The sequence below is a fragment of the Flagellimonas lutimaris genome (genome assembly GCF_051494225.1).
GTDB classification, from domain to species: domain Bacteria; phylum Bacteroidota; class Bacteroidia; order Flavobacteriales; family Flavobacteriaceae; genus Flagellimonas; species Flagellimonas lutimaris_A.
In genome coordinates this window covers 21,626-41,393 of record NZ_JBNPYE010000003.1, presented here as the reverse complement: position 1 = coordinate 41,393, position 19,768 = coordinate 21,626, and the positions used below count along the sequence as shown (strand labels likewise).

The window sequence follows — 19,768 nt, the reverse complement described above, 5'->3', positions numbered from 1 at the left end:
AATATCGGAAAGTTAAAGTTAATCTGGTATTTTCACTTTGGTCAATGTCCAAGGTTTGTATGGCTCTTTCGTAGTCGTTCATGAAAGTAAAAAGGCCTACGTATGCACTAAATGTAGGCCTTTTACAAGATTAAATTAAACAACTAACAACTTAAAATGAAATGTTGTGTTTTTAGAAATGGTATCGTACAAAACCTTCCATGGCTTCGTATTCTGCCATTCCAAGCGCATTATATCTATTGGCCGTATCTTTATTTCTTTGTTCTGCACGTTGCCAGAATTCCCGTTCATCGTTTCCAGGGAACATGGCACTATCCTTTTGGGATTGGTGTTTAAAAATGGCATTGATTTTTCTGGCCATGTCTTTAGGTCCAATCGGTACGGCCATTTCCATATCGGCAATATCCCATTCCTGCCAAGCTCCACGGTAAAGCCATACGTAGCAATTTCGAATCCAATCGGAACCTTCATCCAACAAGCGTTCAATGGCTTTAAAGATTACTTCCAGACAAACTCTGTGCGTCCCGTGCGGGTCAGAAAGATCTCCTGCAGCAAAAATTTGATGTGGCTTTAGTTTGTTCAGTAAATCGTAGGTTATTTGAACGTCTTCATCGGAAAGCGGCTTCTTTCTAACGGCACCTGTTTCATAAAATGGCAAGTTTTGAAAGTGTGCATTTTCTTCATTTACACCACAATAGCGACACGCGGCCAAAGCTTCTCCTTTTCTTATTAATCCTTTGAAATCCTGTACTTCGGGACTGTCCAATTCTCCTGGCTTTTTGTTGGCCAAAAATTCACGTACCTCTTTGAATTTCTTTTTGAGTTCCTTGTTGTCTTTTTGAACGTCGGTAGCGAAATCGAGGAACCGTATTACCTCATCATCAAAAACAGCAATATTACCTGAAGTTTGATACGCTACGTGAACATTATGCCCTTGGTCTACGAGTCGCAACAATGTACCTCCCATCGAAATCACATCATCATCGGGGTGGGGGCTAAAAATCAAAGATGTTTTTGGGTGGGGTTGTGCTCTTTCCGGTCTTTGACTGTCATCGGCATTGGGTTTGCCTCCGGGCCAGCCTGTAATTGTTCGTTGCAATTGGTTAAATACGGAAAGATTGATTTGCTCTGCGGAGCCCACTTCGGCGATAAGGCTACCCATACCATATTCATTGTAATCTTCGTTGGTCAACTTTAATATGGCCTTTCCGAGTTTTTCGGATAACCAAATCGATGCAGTTTTGATGAGTTTCTCGTCCCAATCGCATTCGGTTACCAACCATGGTGTCTTTATTCTTGTTAGGAAGGATGATGCAGCTCCGTCAAGAACAAAATCACAGTTTTTATGATGCTGTAAAAATGTTGCAGGAACAGATTCTTTTATTTCACCCTCTACAGCTTGCTGTACAATAGGGGCTTTTCCTTCTCCCCAAGCCATTATAATAATTCTCTTGGCGTCCATAATGGTGCCGACGCCCATAGTAACTGCTCTTCTTGGAACATTTTCTTCACCGAAGAAATCACTTGCGGCATCAAGGCGTGTAACACGATCCAAACGAACCAATCGGGTCTTGCTATGAAGTGAGGAACCTGGTTCGTTGAACCCGATATGCCCAGTTCTACCGATTCCGAGAATCTGGATGTCTATGCCTCCGACATTTTTTATTTTTTCTTCATAATCCAGGCAATACTTTCTGATTTCTTCCTTGGGCAAATTCCCATTTGGGATGTGTACATTATGGGGCTCAATATCGATATGATCAAACAAATGTTCATTCATAAAACGGACATAACTATGAATGGAATCTGGATCCATTGGGAAGTATTCGTCCAAATTGAAAGTCACCACATTTTTAAAGCTTAGCCTACCTTCTTTATAAAACTGAACTAAATAATCGTAAACCTTGGTAGGGGTGGACCCTGTCGCCAATCCGAGAACGGCATTTTGACCCTGCTCTTGCTTTTGTTTGATGAGACTAGCTATTTCATTTGCTACATACCACGATGCACTTTGTGAATCTTGGTAAATATGGGTGTTAATTTTTTCAAACTTCACGGTTTCGGAGTCCAGAGGTTCTTTTTTTAATAGGTTATCGGCTAATTCTTGCATGTTTTTGTCAGATTTAACAAGTTTTACAATGCAAATATAATCAATAAAAGCATAAAAAAGCAAAATATTGCAATATATTTGCATTTGTTTGCAGGTTTTGAGAATATTACCATTGTTTCATAGTAAATATTTTTTTCTGCAATAGTTTTCTACTTTTGATTTTTATAAAAAAAGGATGCTTAGATGCTAAAAGAAGAAAGACAGCATTCCATACTTAATGAGGTGGAGTTGCACAATAGGGTATTGCTGACAGATTTGGCAGAGAAACTTGATGTATCCATAGATACGGTGCGGCGAGACGTTAAAGAACTTGATGCGGAGAATTTATTGGTCAAGGTTCATGGGGGCGCAGTTTCTTTAGGGTTTGCCAATCACAGCCCTCAACAGAGTAATGTCTATGCGCAAGACAAGAAAATAGCTATCGCTAAAAAGGCGATGGGCCTTCTTAAAAATAATAGTGTCATTTTAATTGATGGAGGGACGACCTGTCTCGAGTTGGCAAGATTATTACCTATAAATCTAAAGCTTATTTGTTTTACCTTGAGCTTACCTGTAGCTATAGAACTGCTTCGCAAACCTAATGTTGAAACGATATTTATTGGTGGTACACTTTCGAAGGGTTCTCAAATAGCAATGGGTTCAAGTACAATTCATGCATTGTCGCAAATTAAAGTAGATTATAGTTTTATAGGGACAGGTTATGTAGATACAGAATTTGGATTAACAGAATTTGATTGGGATGTGGTTCAGACGAAAAAGGCCGTTATCAATGCTTCCAAGAAAGCCGTACTTTTATGTATTTCGGAGAAGTTAAATTCCCAGCATCGCTTTAAAACTTGCGATTTAAATGTGATTAATACCATGATAACAGAGTTGGAACCCTGGGATTCAAAACTTAATGCATTCAAAAATTTAAACATACAAATACTATAAAGTTGTGGTAGAAAAGCATATTAAGATTACCGAGGAACCATCCAACTATGATCGATTGGATGAAATGAATACTTTAGAGATTGTGGCCAACATCAACAATGAAGACAAAAAAATAGCTGATGCTGTCGAATTGGTATTACCGCAAGTGGCCAAAGTGGTGGATGAAACAGCCACACGTTTTGAAAAAGGTGGACGATTATTTTATATAGGAGCAGGAACCAGTGGCAGATTGGGTATACTGGATGCTTCTGAGATCCCACCTACTTTTGGAATGCCTTATGATAGGGTTATTGGATTGATTGCAGGAGGAGACAATGCTATAAGAAAAGCTGTAGAGTTTGCAGAAGACGATACGGAACAAGCTTGGAAAGACCTTCAAGAATATAATATTAATGATAATGATGTTTTGGTGGGTATTGCTGCTTCAGGTACCACACCATATGTTTTGGGAGGGATTACAGATGCAAAGGACAATGGGATTTTGACAGTAGGAATTACAAATAATCCAGGTTCTCCCTTGGCTCAATCTGCCGATATTCCAATTGAAGTGAATGTGGGGCCAGAGTTTTTAACCGGAAGTACTCGCATGAAAAGTGGAACCAGTCAAAAATTAGTGCTCAACATGATTTCCACCGCTTTGATGATTCGAGTGGGTCGGGTCAAAGGCAACAAAATGGTGAACATGCAGTTGAGCAATACCAAATTAGTGGATAGGGGTACCCGTTATATCATGGAAGAACTTGGAATGAGTTACGATGAAGCTGAAAAGGTTCTCAAAAAATATGGTTCGGTCAAGTTGGCCATAGATGCTTTAAAATAAGTTAGGTTGACCTACTTCGGAACCAAACGGTAAATACCTTTGCCTTCAATTCCAACATAAATAAATCCATCTGGGCCTTGGCGCACATTCCGAACCCGCCCCATACCATCTAGTAATTTTTCTCGGTAAACCACTTTATGGTCCTTGATTTCCAATCGTTCCAAATATTGAAAAGCTAAAGACCCCACCAATAAACTCCCTTTCCATTTTGGGTACTTGTTTGAGGTGACAAACGCCATCCCAGATGGTGCAATGGATGGAGTCCACTGATAAAGAGGTTGTTCCATGCCGGGCTTGGAAGTTTCATCGGTGATTTTAGTGCCACTGTAATTAATGCCGTAGGTGATTACCGGCCAGCCGTAATTTTTACCTTTCTGAATGATATTGATTTCATCTCCACCCCTAGGTCCATGTTCGTGTTCCCATAAAACTCCTGTTTCTGGATGAAGGGAAAGACCCTGCGGGTTTCGGTGTCCATAGCTGTAAATGGCTGTCTTTGCACCCGTCTCACCAATAAAAGGATTGTCATTCGGGATACTGCCGTCATCATGTAAACGATATATTTTTCCACCATCGCGGGTGATGTCCTGTGGATTCACATCTCTATTTCCTCTTTCGCCAATAGAAAAGAATAGGTATAGGTTCTTATCAAATTCTATTCTTGACCCAAAATGTTGCCCACGGGTAGAGTTGGGCGTAGCTTTATACAGCATTTTTTGGTTCACAAGTTTGTTTCCTGATAGCTTGGCACGCATTATGGCAGTATGTCCACCTTTTCCTCCTCCATCAGTAGAAGCATAAGAGAAATAAATCCATCCATTTTTGCTATAATCAGGGTGTAGTTCAATATCCATTAATCCACCTTGTCCTCTGTTGTAAACTTTGGGGGTATTTTCCACTTCAATGGCCTTTCCAGATTTGCTAAGTAACAATTTACCAGACTTTTCGGAGAATAAAATTGTATTGTTGGGCAAGAAAACCATACCCCATGGGTTTTGAACGTCCCCTATAACGAGTTCTGTAGTAAAATCAAGGGTTACGGGAAGATTTATGCCCTTATCAGACATTTGGGCACAAGATGTACTAAGCAGTACAACGAAAAAATAAGGAAATAAGAAACTTTTTTGCATAATTTTACGTTGAAATAACAGATTTTATAGATAAACGGTAACTTTTTGATTACCGGGTGGATTGAATATAATTAGAATTTTATAAGAATAGAAAATTACTATTTAGAATATTAAGGTCCCAAATCCGAATATATTCTTCTTAACAAGACTTAACCTATGCTCCCACAAAAAACAAGGCGTTTGCTATATGCCATGTTGTTGGTGTTCATTTTAATCTTTGGTTCCACGGTATTGGCAAGAGCTCATGTAACAAGGATATTATCAAGCATAGTATCCAATAAAGCAGAGTCCGATAAAAATATTTCTTCAGAAAATAAAGGCACCATTGTAATAGAGGCATCCGCCGAGGAAAGTGAACTATTTACAACCACAGCAATGTTCGCGACCATCATAAATGGGGCGAATGAGGAAGTGGTATGTCCTAACGATGGAAGCACCTTGGCCAAGTTCTTTTTGTGTGGTACAAGCGATATTAGAACACTTACCCTTAGCCAATCCGGAAGCTCGTATCAATGGCAGCAGCTCGATCCAAATTCTTGTGCACCGACGGTGGTAGACGATTGCCCTACTATAAACAATGCATGTACATGGAACACCGTTGGAACGGGCTCGACCTTTAACTTGTCCTCGTCAGGAGAATTTAGAGTCCGGGTAGATTCGGGCCAATATTATTATTTCAAAGCAACGCTTAATCCTTTGGACCCACAATTAATCAAAGAAGACATTATTTGTGGCAATCCGGGAAGGGTGGAGGTAACCAATGTGCCTGCGGGATATGAGTATAGTTTGAACAGTTCCGCTGGACCTTATCAAGATGATCCCTTTTTTGATATTACTTCTTCAGGAGATTACAGAGTTTATGTGAGATTGAAGAATGTTTCCGCCACAGCCTGTGTATTCCCATCCAACTTGGTGACTATTGATGACTTGGATATCAATGTAGATGTTACCGCAAATGATATTTTGTGCAGTGGTGAGTTAGGAAGTATTGATGTGCAAGTATCCGGTGTTCCAGGTTTTTATACCTATAGACTTGTGAAGAACGGAGTTACAGTGGATACCTTTGGGCCCAACGGAGCTGATAACTATACATTTGCCAATGTAAGTCCAGGCACCTATAGTATTCGTGTAGAAACCAACAGTTGTTCCGAAACCATTACCACCGATATTGATGGTGACCCTATTGTAATAGGTGGGGGAATAAGCCCGTTGGCTGTTTCCGCTACAGCATCGGATAGTTTTGGGTGTGGAGCTACTTCCGTAGATGTTAATTTGACCACAAGTGGAGGAACAGCACCTTATCGTTACAGCGTGGATGGAGGTGCATTTAGTTCCACGTATGCCAGTACAACAAGTTTTTCTGTATCTACCGCAGGAACTTATAATATTTTGGTAGAGGATGCTAACGGATGCCAACGTACCGCAGCAGTGGATGTAGAAAATATTCCACCACCTGTATTCAATTTTACTGAAGATGACGCCAACTGTGGGGGTGCCAACGATGGTAGGGTCACCGTAAATGTGACCAGCGGATATGGTTACGAAATTCTTTATAGTGTTGATAATGGCGCAACCTTCCAAATCAGTAATGTATTTTCCAATTTGGCTCCTGGTAATTATGATGTTGTACTGCGCTACGAGCAGGATTCATTTACTTGTGAAACCACACCTCAAACTGCCACTATAGGCACACCTTCTACGATAACGGCTACCGCCATTCCGGATAGCGCACCCACTTGTGTGGATGAAAATGGAGGGCAAATCACAATTTCAGGAGTTTCTGGAGGAACTGGACCATACGAGTACAGCGTGGGAGCTGGCTTTAGTGCAAATCCAGTATTTCCTAGTTTGGGAGTGGGAACCTATACGCCAATGATTCGCGATGCCAATGGATGTGTGCAGGCACTTCCGAACATTGTATTTAATACTTTGAACAAGCCAACAGATTTGGACTTTAGTATTTCCAGTCTGGATTGCATTACTACGACAGCCTCTTTGGATTTAACTGTTACAGGAGGTTCTGGAACGTACACATATGAAATCATAGCTCCAACGGGGAGTGCTGTGAACAATGGAAGCAATAGCACATTCACCGATTTGGGATTGGGAACTTACACTTTTAGAGTAACCGATGATGAAGGCTGTTCTTACGATGAAAATTATGCCATCACAGATATTAGCTCCATTGGCGTGCAAGGGCAACAAACTCGAGTGGTTACTTGTGTTGGGGATGCTGATGGGGAAGGACGTTTTTTGGTGGATGGATTCAATACGACCTATAGTTATAGTATCGATGGAGGCCCCGTTTCTACTGGGCAGAATAGTAGTATTATTCCTTTAACAGGATTGTCCGCTGGCAGCTATGTGATTTCCGTAACCGATGAAGAGACCAACTGTACGGATGCATCAACTTTGGTGATTGAAGAACCCTCAACGGCCTTTATGATTTCCAGTTTGGATGTTACGGATATGAGCTGTCAAAATGGAAATATAGGTGCTGTTCGTATCAATACCGTTGGTGGTTGGGGAGGTAACCGATATACCTTAACTCAGCCAGATGGCTCTAAAAGAGGCCCAAAGAACGGTAGCACATTCTCCAACCTATCTCAAGATGGATCCTATCAAGTAAGTGTGACAGATGCCAACGGATGTACCGTAACCGATAGCTTTATATTGACCCGTTTGGATGCACCAACGCTGACTTTGGACAGTGGAGCATCGGATTTTTGCTATGATAACTTTACGGCCGCTACACTGGCAGTAAATGCCGCAGGTGGTTTGGCGCCCTATCAGTATAGAATCAATGGGGGAGCTTTGGGAGCCAATAATAGTTTTACCGGACTTACCTCAGGAACCTATACCATTGAAGTCATAGATGCCAATGATTGTAGGGATACCGTAACAGCAACCATAGAACCTCAAGTAATTGCCAATGCAACAACGATTCTAGAATTGGATTGTGCGGGCCCTCCCGGTCAAATTCAGGTGAATATTAGCAACGGATATACTTCTTCAGGAGATTATGATATTTATGAAGTAAGTATCAATGGTGCTCCTTATACTTCAGATAATAACAATATTTCAGGAAATTCCTTTGTATACAGTATTCCAAATGATGGATCCATCATTTCGGATACGACTTTTCAATTCATGATTACAGATGGGAGGGGATGTACAACAGAGTCCAATACAGTTACTATTTCACCTCCAGAGACCATTGCAGGTACCGCTGTACCAACGGATACCCAATGTGGGGACAATGCGAGTGGGGTAGTGGAATTGATTCCAGACACAACACAAGGTATTCCTCCCTATGAATTCAGTAATGATAATGGAGGGACCTTTAGTACACAAAATATATTTTCAGGATACAGTCCTGGAACCCATGGTGGATTCATAATTCGAGATAGTAGAGGATGTGTGAGCCCAGCGTATGCTGTTACCATTGGGGCAAGTACTCCTTTGGATGCCACGGTAACACCAACAGATGCTGTTTGTTCTATTGGTTCTGTAAATGGTTCTATTTCCGCCACGATAAACAATGGAGTTGCACCATTTGATTATGTTTTGGTAGATGAATTTGGCGGTGTGGTTGATTCATCAACAGGAACTGCAAGTACTACAGTGAACTTTCCCAATGTGCCATTAGGAAACTATACGGTGATTACTACCGATGCTCAGGGGTGTGAAGACCGTGACCAAGTGGTCATTGACCAAAATCAGTTGGATTTGATTCCTTTGGACCCAAACCCCGCCTTTTGTTCGGATACCTCATTTCCTTATCAAGTTCGGGCAACAGGAGGAACAGCACCTTACGAGTTCAGATTGGTCGGGGACCCCTCGTTTCAATTAGGGACTGGTGTAAACAACGATATTTTTGATGTAACAGGTTTGGTGGTACCCGGTGTAACCTATTTTGTTGAGGTAAGGGATGCCAATGGCTGTACCTATACTGAAGAAATTGACCCCATCGGTCCAAGTAACCCCGTAGCCGTAACTGCAACATCTTTGGCCGCTTCGTGCAATGTTGCGGGCAATGGTTCCATTGATTATGAAGTTTCGGGAATTTCAGCACCCGGTAATTTTACAGTAACAATTGAAAATACGGATTCCGGGGCATCTGTATCAACCCAATCATATACTGGCGAAACCATCCCTTATAATGGCACTTTGACAGGATTGGCTCCTGGAAACTATCAAATCATTGTAAGGGACGATACCAACGGATGTAGCGGAAGTACTTTGGCTTTTATAGACATCAGTTCGGTTTCCATAGACATCGCCAATTTTGTAGAGGCAACCTGTAATGTTGGTGCCTTGGTGACCGTTAGAGGTTTCGGTAGTACAGGCCCGTATAACTACGCCTACGTGCCTTCTGGAGACCCAACGCCAACTACTTTTGCCTTAGAAACTACTTTTGAAATTCCTGGGCCGTATCCAACGGATTACGATTTTTATGTGCAGGATGCCAATGGATGTACTGCCTTAACAACACTTACCGTCACACAAGAGGCAGGGGTGCCAAATCCAGTAATCGATGTAGTAAATCAATGTACCGCAACAAGCGGTTATCAAATAGATATTGTTTCACCATTATCAACAGGTTCTGGGTTACCTGAGGAAACTTTTCAGTATGATATTGGAAGCGGCTATCAAACAGGAACCACTTTTATAGTGCCAAACCCAGGAAGCTATGTCATCACGGTTAGAGATGGCAATGGATGTACCAATACGGTAACAGCCGAAGTATTTGATTTCTTTGCTATTTCTGCGGATGCCACTTCTTATCCAACGTGTAATGCAGGAGATGGAGAGATTACAGTGAATACCACTGGAGGAAGTGGAAATTTTGAATACCAACTAAGAGACGTGGATAATGGAATGGCCAATGTGGGCCCTCCACAAATCAATAATAATGTTTTTAGTGGTGTTGTCCCTGGTAATTACAATATTTTGGTAACGGATTTAGATTCCAACACCGCTCCGTTGTGTTCAGATGAGGCCGTTGTAAATGTTTCTACAGTAAACACACCAGTAATTACAGCTACACCACATAGTGATGTAACCTGTTTTGGAGCTGATGATGGAACTATTTCCGTAGAGCTTCAACCAGGTAGTGATACGGATACACCGCTCAACTACATTTTGTATCAGGGTTCGTCCGCTACTATCATTGCTGGACCTCAAGGATCTCCTGTATTTGATGATTTGCTGCCAGATACATATCAGGTTGAGGTAGTTTCCGATAGAGGTTGTACCGACCGTTCAGGGAGCATTATTATAGATGAACCAACCGAATTGATGGTAAATGCAATCAATACTGATTTTAGTTGTAACCCATCGAGTAATCAATTCAGCACAGCGACTATTACAATTTATACCGATGATAATGGTGATGGGACAGGAACTGCCACTGGTTCAGGTTCCTATACCTATAGTATGGACGATGGTACTCCTCAATTTGATGGTACCAATTTTCAAACCAGCAATACCTTTGAGGTGATTGATAATGGAACCGATCAAACCATAATTTTGACCGCAAGGGACCAAAATGGCTGTGAACAGACGGATACTGTTTACATTAATACTCCTACCGATATTACCTTTAGCTATAATGTTAATCAAATTTCTTGTGATGCTTCGGGAAATGGAGTAAACCCAGGTTCCATTGATATTATTGTAAATGAAGGACCTGGAAATTATGAAGTGGAGATTCTGCCTTTAGGCTCCGAACCTGCCCGAAGCTCAGGTGGTAGCGATCGTGTAACTTGGGATATAGCAACACCTGGAAATTATATTTTTGCCGTGACCGATGTGGGCAGTGGAGGTTGTACTTATTTAACCACTACCATCAACATGCCGGAGTACAATAATATTCAAGCAGTTATTGCCGAGGTGGACCCCGTAACCTGTTTCAATGGAAGTGATGGCTCTATCAGTTTGGAAATCAATAATTATAGTGGAGAATACAATTATGAAGTGTTTACCCGCGATAATGCTGGAGTCGAAACATCAACAGGAGTAACCGGAACTTTTGACACTAATGCACCGATAAACTCTCCTGAAATCATTCAAAATGTACCCGCAGGTAATCTAGTAGTGCGTATAGAAGCATTGGACACACCTTACTGTGATGCCATTAGTAATGTAACTACAGTTCGCTCACCTGATAGGCCACTAACCGTTGATGCAGTTCAAACATCCCCTGTTACATGTAATGTGCCAGGTTTCGGTGAAATTACAGCAACTGGTGACGGAGGATGGGGAACTTATGAGTATCAATTGGTGGCATCCGATGGAACCATATTGGTGGATTACCCCAATACCAATCCTGTTTTTGAAAACCTATCAACAGACACCTATACCGTTAATGTTAAGGATTTGCGGGGATGCGAATCCACAACGGATATAGATTTGCCATTACCCATACCGATAACAGCAGACATTCAAGTAGTTAGTCCGTTGGCTTGTAACAACGATAATGATGCTGTCATTGAGGCATATAATGTTATCGGCGGACAAGGAGCTGGAAACTATTTATACCAATTGAACAGGATTACGGATGGTACCAACAGTGGTCTTCAAACTACTACGACTTTTGCCAATTTGTCCGCAGGAGAATATACCATTACCATTTTTGATGGTTGGAACTGTAGTTTTACCACAATTCCTATTGAGGTTAAGGACCCAGAGATAGTGGTTGCAGAATTGGTAGAGCTACAACCGCCTGGTTGTGGGGATTTGGGCCGAATGGAACTTTCAGTGACCAATCCGGAACCGGGAGTGGATTATTTCTATCGTAGGTCTGGAACTACAGATCCGTTTATTCCTTTTGGAGTAGGAATGACCAGCATTGAAATTTCGGAAGATATTACCATAGACCCAGGACCATTCCAATACGATGTGCAAAATTCCAATGGATGTCCTTTTGAAAAATCCAATCAAATCTCGTTAGATCCAGCGGCACCTTTGGTGATTGCTTTGGATTTGACCAACGCGACGATAAACTGTGCGGGAGAGGCAACCGGAATAATCCGATCTGAAGCTTTTGGAGGAATTGGCAACTATGTGTACACTTTGGTGAATTCAAATATTTTGCCGCCATCTACAGCAACGATTGTGCGTCCTGCCCAGAGTTCTGGAATTTTTAGGGAATTGAATCCTGGAACCTATTACGTGTATGCTCAAAGTGGTGGGTGCGAGGCTATTTCGGACCCCATCGTTATTGAACCTAAGGATCCTTTGGTGTTGGACTACTTAGAGGCTGTTCCTGTGGTTTGTGCCGGTGATATGAACGGGCAAATAATTATTGAAGCCAGTGGGGGAACAGGTCAAATTAGATATTCTATTTCCGATACCTTAAGCGAGTTTTTTGAAGGTGATGACCCTGCCAATCCCAATAGAAAAACCTTTACAGATTTAGCACCAAGAACCTACGATATTATCATTCAAGATGATTTAGGATGTACAATAACCAGAACAGTAGAGATTACGCAACCTATGGAACTGGTGGCAGGAGTCGTAGAAACCACTCCGGAAACCTGTTTGGGCGATGCCGATGGAACCATGACCCTTGAGGTTACTGGTGGTACAGCTCCCTATTACACAAGTGTAAATTCTGCCGACGATGCTGATTTTGTCCAAAACGATAGCCTTTTCTTCGACAACCTTCAAGGAGGCGAAACCTATGTGATTTTTGTGCGAGATGCCAATGGCTGTCAGACAAATGTGATAGCAGAAATAGGCATAGGAATAGATATTGTTGCTGAACCTGTGGTAGAATATGGATGTGAGGGCATATTCCCCAATAGCACGGTAACGGTAAATATAGAAGATAGTTCACAATTATCTGATTTGTTGTTCTCTTTGGATGTTGATGATATTCAGGTGGCTACAAACCAGCGAACCTTTGGAGATCTGCCGGCAGGAGAACATACCGTTTACATTTATCATGCGAACGGATGTGTGACCTTTGTTGAATTTGAAATCGAAGCATACGAACCACTCACTTTGGAGGCTATGAAAACTGGTCCAGATGAGGTTACGGCAATCGCTACAGGTGGATTTGGCGGGTATGAATATTTCTTCCAAGGAGAATCTTACGGTGAGGTAAATACATTCAATATTAATGTAGATTCAAATATCAACATTATGGTTCGTGATCAAAATGGATGCGAGGCAACTTTGGTTATGCCCTTTAATTTTGAAGGAATGCCTGAAATGCCGAATTTCTTTACCCCGGACGGGGACCATTTAAATGATTACTGGTATCCTGAGAACCGTGAGTATTTCCCCTTTATTGACGTAATTATTTACGATAGGTATGGTAGGGTAGTAGCTCGTTTGGACCAAGTGAAAAAATGGGACGGAACCTACGAAGGTAAACCTTTGCCCACAGGGGATTATTGGTATGTGGTAAATGCAAATGACAACGAAAAGCAGCAGTTTGTGGGCCACTTTACTTTATATCGATAGGCAATATGAATATATCCAATTCTGTGTACATTCTTCAGATTAAAGCAAATTGATTCTTTCCTATGTTCAAATCCTAACTTACAGTTGGATAAAGATGTTTTAACTGATTTAAATCATTGTAAACCAGATATTAGTATGCTATATTAGGCTGCTTGTGAATATTGGAGCTCCTGAATTCCTTTCGTAAGGTTATTAACTTAAAACATTAAGATCATGAAAAAGCTATTATTGGTTCTTTTTGTGATGGGATTCATAGTACCAATGCAATCCCAAATCATTAAGACAGAAGAATTATCAGAGGTAGTTGTGTATGCCACAAACTACAAGTATCTGAATAGTATTGATACTCAGGAAGAAGCTTCCATACCAGTAGAAATGCTTAGACGAAAAGTAGCAGCTTTTGATGTAAAGAACTCAGAGTATTATCAAGATGACTATGACGTTTACAACATTAATTTCTATATCCCAGAGGGTAAGATTTTAGCTGCGTATGACAAGGACGGAAAAATAATCCGTACTGCTGAAAGATTTAAAAACATTAACCTTCCAAATTCTGTGAAAACAGCTGTTTTGGACAGATTTCCTGGATGGACCATCGCCAAGGATACCTATGTGACACATTATTATGACAAAAAAGGTGTTACAAAAAAATACAAATTGAAATTGGAAAATGGAGATAAGGTATTAAGGGTAAAAGTGGATGAAAAAGGTCACTTTCTATAGAAGATAGTGGTTGGTGTTCGTTTAATGAACTTTTAAATTCATTACTATGGCAGTATTAAAAGTTATTGAAATTTTAGGTAACTCCACCGAGAGTTTTGAAGATGCCATCCAGAATGTTATTGATGAGGCATCAAAATCGGTAAGGAACATTAAATCTGTATATATTCAGGATATGCAGGTTAGCGTAAAGGAAAGTAAAATTTCGGAATACCGTGTCAATACCAAGGTTACTTTCGGTATAGATGGTGATTAGGACTTTTGCTTTCAAAGGATATGGTCCAAACAAAATTTTGTTTGGACCATATTTTTTTGGTTAGAAAACCCTATTGCTAAAACGTCATCGTGAATTTTAAGGATTGTAGGCCTCGCGTGTTTTTTCCAATAATTGGATGGCCACTTCATCGGTAACTTCTTTGAACTCATCATAAAACTGACCGACTGCATGAAAGTTATAAGGGATTTCCAAACAGATTACTTCATCAATATAGTTGGATGCTTTCATATTTTCAACCGCACTTTTTGGAGCAACAGGAATGGCCACAATAACTTTTTCAGGCCGTTCTTTATGAATCATTTGAGCCGTTATTTTAATGGTGTTTCCGGTGGCTACACCATCATCTACAATGATTACGGTTTTCCCCATTAAATTCAAGGGAGAACTGTTTCGATAGTATTGGTCAAACCTTTTTCTCAGTTTTTGCCTTATTATTTCGGTTTCTTGCGAAATGTATGTTTTATCTATGCGGGGTAAGTCACTTAAAATAATGTCATTCAAACTTACGGCGCCAATGGCATATTCCTTGTTGTAAGGATGTCCTATTTTTTTTGAAAGGGCTACGTCCAATGGGGCATGGAGAGTTTTGGCAACAATAGCTCCCAAAGGAAGTCCACCTCTGGGAATGGCAAGAACCACAACATTCCCATCTTTAAACTGCTGTAAATTGTTTGCCAATTGTAGGCCGGCATCTATTCTATCCTGAAACATCTTCTTTTGTTTTTCCAAACCATTTATCAAACCATAAGGCGGCCAGATCGGCGACTGTTTCGAGCTTTCCGGGCTCTTCAAAAAGATGACTGGCGCCAGGAACAATTTCCATTTTCTTTAAACATTCAAGTTTTTCGTAAGCTTTTTGGTTTAGCCAGATTACCTTGGTGTCAAGTCCCCCAACAAGCAATAGGGTAGGGGCTTTTACTTTGTCGAGATCATCGAGGGCTAGGTCGGGGCGTCCTCCACGGGAGACAACTGCACTTATGGAGTTCTCAAAGAAAGCTGCGGCCCGAAGCGCAGATGCCGCTCCGGTACTGGCCCCGAAATACCCCAAGGGTAACCCTGTGGTATTTTTTTGATGATAAATCCATTGCGTGGTTTGAATGAGCCGATTAGTAAGTTTGTTAATGTCAAACCGGTTTTGATAAATGCTATCCTCTTGCTCGGTCAATAGGTCAAAAAGCAAAGTAGCTATTCCCTTGGCCTGAAGAATATTTGCAACGTAGTTATTTCTCGGACTAAACCGACTACTACCACTTCCATGGGAGAAAATTACCAACCCCTTTGGATTCGTAGGTAAGGTAAGGTCGCCTTCTAAGGTGGTGCCTTTAAGGGAGATTTTTATTTCTTCGGTCACCATGATCTTTTTATTGTTTATTAAGGTATGATGGATTTATTAAACTAAGGAGATTACTTCGTCAGTACAATGACGAACATCATTAAAATAGAGGTACTAGGCTGTTTAGTAGTGACTTGACTAGTTTTGGGATGCTAATTCTAAAAAGAAATCACTTTTTAGCGTAATTTACTTTTGGGCAATAGAAAAAATAAGGAAGTTGAAAAACAATAAAAGTTTTGAGCAGTCTGTGATTAATTGTTGCCAAAATTTATATTTTTGCAGTCCAATTTCGGGATGTGGCGCAGTCTGGTAGCGTACGCGCATGGGGTGCGCGTGGTCGCTGGTTCGAATCCAGTCATCCCGACGAACCATGGTTTTATGACACTAAGTAAAACCTTAATTAATTGAAAACCAGAAAATTAATTTTTTCTGGTTTTTTTTATTTCCATCTGAAACCATCGATGAGGATGTCCTATAGAGTGTCCTATTTTTGTCGGGAAAAATTCCCTAAATTGTACTTCTGTAATTGATTTTTCGTGTGATTTGACTTTCGCTTAATCCAAAGTTTAACTTAAAGCGAGAACACATGAATACCTCTAACGCCTTCAGTATCAGTTTTTGGCTGAAAAAATCAGGAAGAAAAAAAGATGGACGTTTTCCAATTTATGTCCGAATCAGATGTAAAGGAAAAAATGCAGATCTCAGTGTCCATCGATCAACTTTTGAAGAACGATGGTGTCCTATTTTGGGAAAAATGGACCATAGGGCCAGTGAATCCGTTGTTGTCAACAAATATTTGGACGACGTCCGGGCAAAATTACTGGAATGCCATCGACAACTCTGTGCGGAGAGCAACTTTATAACGGCACAATCCATCAAGCTTAGATATCTGGGGAAGGACAAGGTGATGCTCACCCTATTGGACCTTTTGGAGTATAACCGAACCTATGAGTTGCCCAAACTGGCCAAAGGGACAGTCAAGAACTATTCTTCTACAGAGACCTACCTGAAACGTTTCATTGCCAAAAAATATCGGGTGCCCGATATTGGGTTGGCCTCCATTGACTATGCCTTTTTGATTGAATTTGAAAACTTCCTGCGGAACTGCGAACCCATCAAGTCGTTCCAAACATTGAACAACAATGGCATCATGAAACATATGCTACGGTTCAAGAAATTGGTGACCATGGCCTATAAATTTGATTGCATCCCCAAGAATCCCTTCAACCTCTATAAAGTGAAAATGGAGGATTATGACAGTGCTTTTCTGGAAGAGGAGGAAATCTTGGCACTGGGCCAATTGAAATTCGAGGAAAAGGGGATGGAACTGGTCCGCGATATTTTCCTTTTTGCATGCTATACTGGACTGAGCTACATTGAGATCAAACTTCTCAAACCCAACGGTATCGTATCCGGCATCGATGGGGAACTATGGATCGATGTAAAGCGCCAAAAGACCAAGACCGAAGTCAAGGTCCCCCTATTGACCAAAGCCAAGAAAATCTTGGAGAAGTATGCGGATTTTCCCAAAAATGAAGATATTGTTCTTCCTGTGTACTCAAATCAAAAGGTGAACCAATACCTAAAGATCATTGCACAAAGGGCAAATATTGATAAGCACCTAACGTTCCATGTGGCCAGACATACCTTTGCAACAACAATCACCCTTATGAACGACGTACCCATAGAGACCGTTTCCAAGCTCTTGGGGCATACCAAGCTTTCTACGACCCAAAAGTATGCAAGGGTGGTGGAAAAGAAAATCAGTAAGGACATGGCCCAATTGAAAAACATATTGGATGAGAGCAGCCATAAAATTCAAGATAACAGTGGGGTTCCCAATTTGAGAATTGTACGGTAGAGCTGTAGGGGTATTGTTATTTCTATTTAGAATACCTTTCAGGAAAGCAGTTTTTGCTGATGAGCGGGTTGTTTTATGCGCAATATCGAATGCAGTTCGACTTCAACAGATAAGACAGGACACTTAGTTTCAAGGGGTCAAAAGTCAGCTGTCGCGGAAAGGGACTCTACTTCAACGCTACTTTAACATTTGAGTCCTGTTTCTGGGCTATTTGAGAACAATTGGAATCAAAATGAACTAGGCTGAATTAAACCTATCTCTCAAGCCGGTTAGCTTGTTGATTAAATCTTTAAAGCTTTCCGTTTTACCATAGAACATGCTCTCTTTCATCTCCGCATAATCTTCTTCCCATTCTGCCATAACTTCTTCAGGTGGAATGAAATTCAAAGTTTTATAACCATGCTTTGAATAATCGATCCAAGATATTCGTGCATATACTTCTCGGTGTGCCACAATTTTGTCGTACAATGCTTTGTCCTTTATTGCCGATTCCCCAAATCCTGTATCCATCATTCTGGATACATCATATAAATGCCTTGTCATTCGATGACCTCTTATTGGTCCCCGTTCTTTTGGTTTCTGAAATTCCTCATGCAATAGGAACAGTTTTTCCAAAAATGTGCGTTGAGGCAAAACTGTGGGTATATAAACGGCTTTATCAGCAAAGGATAGGCCTTTGTACATTTCCCCAATAAACGATATAACCTCTCTATTTTCAAAGGGTCCCCGAAGTGACCTGGAGCTTATTTCAACCAGTATTCTGGGTTCTAAATAGGGAACCTTGTCGACCAATGACTTATAGCGGATTTCAATGGCCAAGGGATCAGTATCTGATTCTTCAAAATCGCGGACATGGATGGTAAAATCCTTGATGCCCATTTCATGAAGCTTATCCTCTAAATCTTGTGGCAGTATCTCGCTCACAAACTTGCATGATGCCTTTCTAAGTTTTTTAACCTGTTTTCGGGAAAGATCTCCCTCAAATTCAAAAAAGGATTTATCCATACCCAGATCTATGTCCTCCGAAAAGCGCTCAATAAGTCTCCATGCCTTGCTCAAGGATGTACCTCCTTTGAAAACCAGATGGTTTGAATATTTGGTTTCGAATAGGGTGCGAAGGACAGCGACCACCCACCAATCCTTTTCTATGGCCGCCTGTGGAAGGCCTTTTAAAATACTTGTTTGAACAATCACTTCTCTTCTGTCCTGTTCGGATAAATCAAACCATTCCTTCATGTCGGTTCCCTTTTTGATAGTGAATTTTGCATAATTTCAGAAATCCAAACAGGAGCTAGCTTCATATCATGAACTATTGATTCTCTATCAACCTTTTGGAGTATCATATTTATTTTCTCCAAGGTTTTGTCATCTATATTGTGTTTGCCCAATTGGCGCAGGGCTTGCATGATAAGAATATTGGTCTCACTCTTGACGGCTAGAATTTTAGGGGAAGCCTTTTTAAACTTTATTGTATTTTCCCCAACGGATATGGTACGGGAAGTTCCGTCCGTCAAGTAAACTAAATTCAAAGGTACCTGTGTGGAAAGCCCCAGTTGGTTGAGCGCCTGAATCCCAGTGGGAATAATTCTGGCCTTATCCCTTTTAGAGATTGCTTTGGCAATTTCTTCCAAAGACGGATATAACGTCCCAAGTAGCTTGTGTTCTTTGGGATATAGATAAATGCCTTGGGCCAATCGGATCAAAAAACCTTTGTCCTCTAACCTTTTCAATGCTTGCCTTATCGCTTCAGATGTACCGAATTTGGAAAAGTTTTTCGGGAAAAAAATTTTTCCACGCTTATGGTTCGAAATTGAATTTTTTATAAGTTTTTCAGTGGGTATGGGCATTTTGTAACTTATTTTTTGTCACAAATTTAGTAAAAAAATGTGACGAATAAATTTTTGGGGAGACAAGAGTGAAAATTACAAAAGATGGAGGGTGTAAACCTAGTGCTGTTGGTCTTGACCAACAGCACTAGGCAAATTTTCCACATGGTAAACATCGGTGTTCACAATTCACTCGAAATATCAAAATAGCTCATGAACACCGATGTTTACCATGTAGTGAAGTTAGTTTTTTCCAGGAAGAAAGTCAATGGGGTAGGGGCTT

The 19,768-nt window shown here is 40.8% G+C and carries 12 protein-coding genes and 1 tRNA gene; 7 read left to right on the top strand and 6 right to left on the bottom strand.

The window, feature by feature from the left end:
• Positions 1 to 172: 172 nt before the first annotated feature.
• Complete coding sequence (nagB, locus tag ACQQ5U_RS08415; protein ID WP_437396705.1) at positions 173 to 2,110, bottom strand: glucosamine-6-phosphate deaminase; 1,938 nt, start codon at positions 2,108 to 2,110, stop codon at positions 173 to 175.
• A 183-nt stretch (positions 2,111 to 2,293) separates the two neighbouring features.
• Between nagB and ACQQ5U_RS08410 the strand changes: the two genes are divergently transcribed.
• Positions 2,294 to 3,043: a DeoR/GlpR family DNA-binding transcription regulator gene (locus ACQQ5U_RS08410; protein ID WP_437396704.1), complete on the top strand. Its 750-nt coding sequence runs from the start codon at positions 2,294 to 2,296 to the stop codon at positions 3,041 to 3,043.
• 4 nt (positions 3,044 to 3,047) lie between these two features.
• Positions 3,048 to 3,863, top strand: a complete 816-nt coding sequence (murQ, locus tag ACQQ5U_RS08405) for an N-acetylmuramic acid 6-phosphate etherase (RefSeq protein WP_437396703.1) — start codon at positions 3,048 to 3,050, stop codon at positions 3,861 to 3,863.
• Between the two features lie 11 nt (positions 3,864 to 3,874).
• On the opposite strand, the gene ACQQ5U_RS08400 is transcribed toward murQ, so the two are convergent.
• Positions 3,875 to 4,993: a PQQ-dependent sugar dehydrogenase gene (locus tag ACQQ5U_RS08400; protein ID WP_437396701.1), complete on the bottom strand. Its 1,119-nt coding sequence runs from the start codon at positions 4,991 to 4,993 to the stop codon at positions 3,875 to 3,877.
• Between the two features lie 156 nt (positions 4,994 to 5,149).
• Here ACQQ5U_RS08400 and ACQQ5U_RS08395 point away from each other — a divergent pair, with 156 nt between their 5' ends.
• The 3 genes from ACQQ5U_RS08395 to ACQQ5U_RS08385 all read left to right on the top strand — a co-directional run bounded on the left by ACQQ5U_RS08395 (position 5,150) and on the right by ACQQ5U_RS08385 (position 14,444).
• Positions 5,150 to 13,468 (top strand): T9SS type B sorting domain-containing protein, encoded by an 8,319-nt coding sequence (locus ACQQ5U_RS08395; protein WP_437396700.1) that lies wholly within the window; start codon positions 5,150 to 5,152, stop codon positions 13,466 to 13,468.
• 213 nt (positions 13,469 to 13,681) lie between these two features.
• Positions 13,682 to 14,191 (top strand): nicotinate-nucleotide adenylyltransferase, encoded by a 510-nt coding sequence (locus ACQQ5U_RS08390; protein WP_437396698.1) that lies wholly within the window; start codon positions 13,682 to 13,684, stop codon positions 14,189 to 14,191.
• Positions 14,192 to 14,237: 46 nt separating this feature from the next.
• Positions 14,238 to 14,444, top strand: coding sequence for a dodecin family protein (locus ACQQ5U_RS08385; protein WP_437396697.1), 207 nt, complete (start codon positions 14,238 to 14,240; stop codon positions 14,442 to 14,444).
• Positions 14,445 to 14,540: 96 nt separating this feature from the next.
• On the opposite strand, the gene ACQQ5U_RS08380 is transcribed toward ACQQ5U_RS08385, so the two are convergent.
• Positions 14,541 to 15,176, bottom strand: coding sequence for a phosphoribosyltransferase (locus ACQQ5U_RS08380; RefSeq protein WP_437396695.1), 636 nt, complete (start codon positions 15,174 to 15,176; stop codon positions 14,541 to 14,543).
• On the bottom strand, positions 15,163 to 15,819 hold the full coding sequence (locus ACQQ5U_RS08375; protein WP_437396693.1) for a dienelactone hydrolase family protein: 657 nt from the start codon (positions 15,817 to 15,819) through the stop codon (positions 15,163 to 15,165). Before ACQQ5U_RS08375 ends, ACQQ5U_RS08380 begins: the two co-directional genes overlap by 14 nt.
• A 269-nt stretch (positions 15,820 to 16,088) precedes the next feature.
• Between ACQQ5U_RS08375 and ACQQ5U_RS08370 the strand changes: the two genes are divergently transcribed.
• Both ACQQ5U_RS08370 and ACQQ5U_RS08365 read left to right on the top strand, forming a co-directional pair.
• A tRNA-Pro gene (locus tag ACQQ5U_RS08370) sits at positions 16,089 to 16,162 on the top strand.
• 222 nt (positions 16,163 to 16,384) lie between these two features.
• On the top strand, positions 16,385 to 17,659 hold the full coding sequence (locus ACQQ5U_RS08365; RefSeq protein WP_067036128.1) for a site-specific integrase: 1,275 nt from the start codon (positions 16,385 to 16,387) through the stop codon (positions 17,657 to 17,659).
• A gap of 237 nt (positions 17,660 to 17,896) precedes the next feature.
• On the opposite strand, the gene ACQQ5U_RS08360 is transcribed toward ACQQ5U_RS08365, so the two are convergent.
• Both ACQQ5U_RS08360 and ACQQ5U_RS08355 read right to left on the bottom strand, forming a co-directional pair.
• Positions 17,897 to 18,895, bottom strand: a complete 999-nt coding sequence (locus ACQQ5U_RS08360; protein ID WP_090294737.1) for a nucleotidyl transferase AbiEii/AbiGii toxin family protein — start codon at positions 18,893 to 18,895, stop codon at positions 17,897 to 17,899.
• Positions 18,892 to 19,506 (bottom strand): DUF6088 family protein, encoded by a 615-nt coding sequence (locus ACQQ5U_RS08355; RefSeq protein ID WP_067036133.1) that lies wholly within the window; start codon positions 19,504 to 19,506, stop codon positions 18,892 to 18,894. The genes ACQQ5U_RS08360 and ACQQ5U_RS08355 overlap by 4 nt, the downstream gene beginning before the upstream one ends.
• Between the last annotated feature and the right edge of the window lie 262 nt (positions 19,507 to 19,768).

Excerpts from the sequence above, each read along its gene's own strand:
- ACQQ5U_RS08390 (WP_437396698.1), top strand. The coding sequence starts at position 13,682 with ATGAAAAAGCTATTATTGGTTCTTTTTGTGATGGGATTCATAGTACCA.
- ACQQ5U_RS08395 (WP_437396700.1), top strand. The coding sequence starts at position 5,150 with ATGCTCCCACAAAAAACAAGGCGTTTGCTATATGCCATGTTGTTGGTG.
- ACQQ5U_RS08365 (WP_067036128.1), top strand. The coding sequence starts at position 16,385 with ATGAATACCTCTAACGCCTTCAGTATCAGTTTTTGGCTGAAAAAATCA.
- nagB (WP_437396705.1), bottom strand. The coding sequence starts at position 2,110 with ATGCAAGAATTAGCCGATAACCTATTAAAAAAAGAACCTCTGGACTCC.
- ACQQ5U_RS08385 (WP_437396697.1), top strand. The coding sequence starts at position 14,238 with ATGGCAGTATTAAAAGTTATTGAAATTTTAGGTAACTCCACCGAGAGT.
- ACQQ5U_RS08410 (WP_437396704.1), top strand. The coding sequence starts at position 2,294 with ATGCTAAAAGAAGAAAGACAGCATTCCATACTTAATGAGGTGGAGTTG.
- ACQQ5U_RS08360 (WP_090294737.1), bottom strand. The coding sequence starts at position 18,895 with ATGAAGGAATGGTTTGATTTATCCGAACAGGACAGAAGAGAAGTGATT.
- ACQQ5U_RS08380 (WP_437396695.1), bottom strand. The coding sequence starts at position 15,176 with ATGTTTCAGGATAGAATAGATGCCGGCCTACAATTGGCAAACAATTTA.
- ACQQ5U_RS08400 (WP_437396701.1), bottom strand. The coding sequence starts at position 4,993 with ATGCAAAAAAGTTTCTTATTTCCTTATTTTTTCGTTGTACTGCTTAGT.
- ACQQ5U_RS08375 (WP_437396693.1), bottom strand. The coding sequence starts at position 15,819 with ATGGTGACCGAAGAAATAAAAATCTCCCTTAAAGGCACCACCTTAGAA.
- ACQQ5U_RS08355 (WP_067036133.1), bottom strand. The coding sequence starts at position 19,506 with ATGCCCATACCCACTGAAAAACTTATAAAAAATTCAATTTCGAACCAT.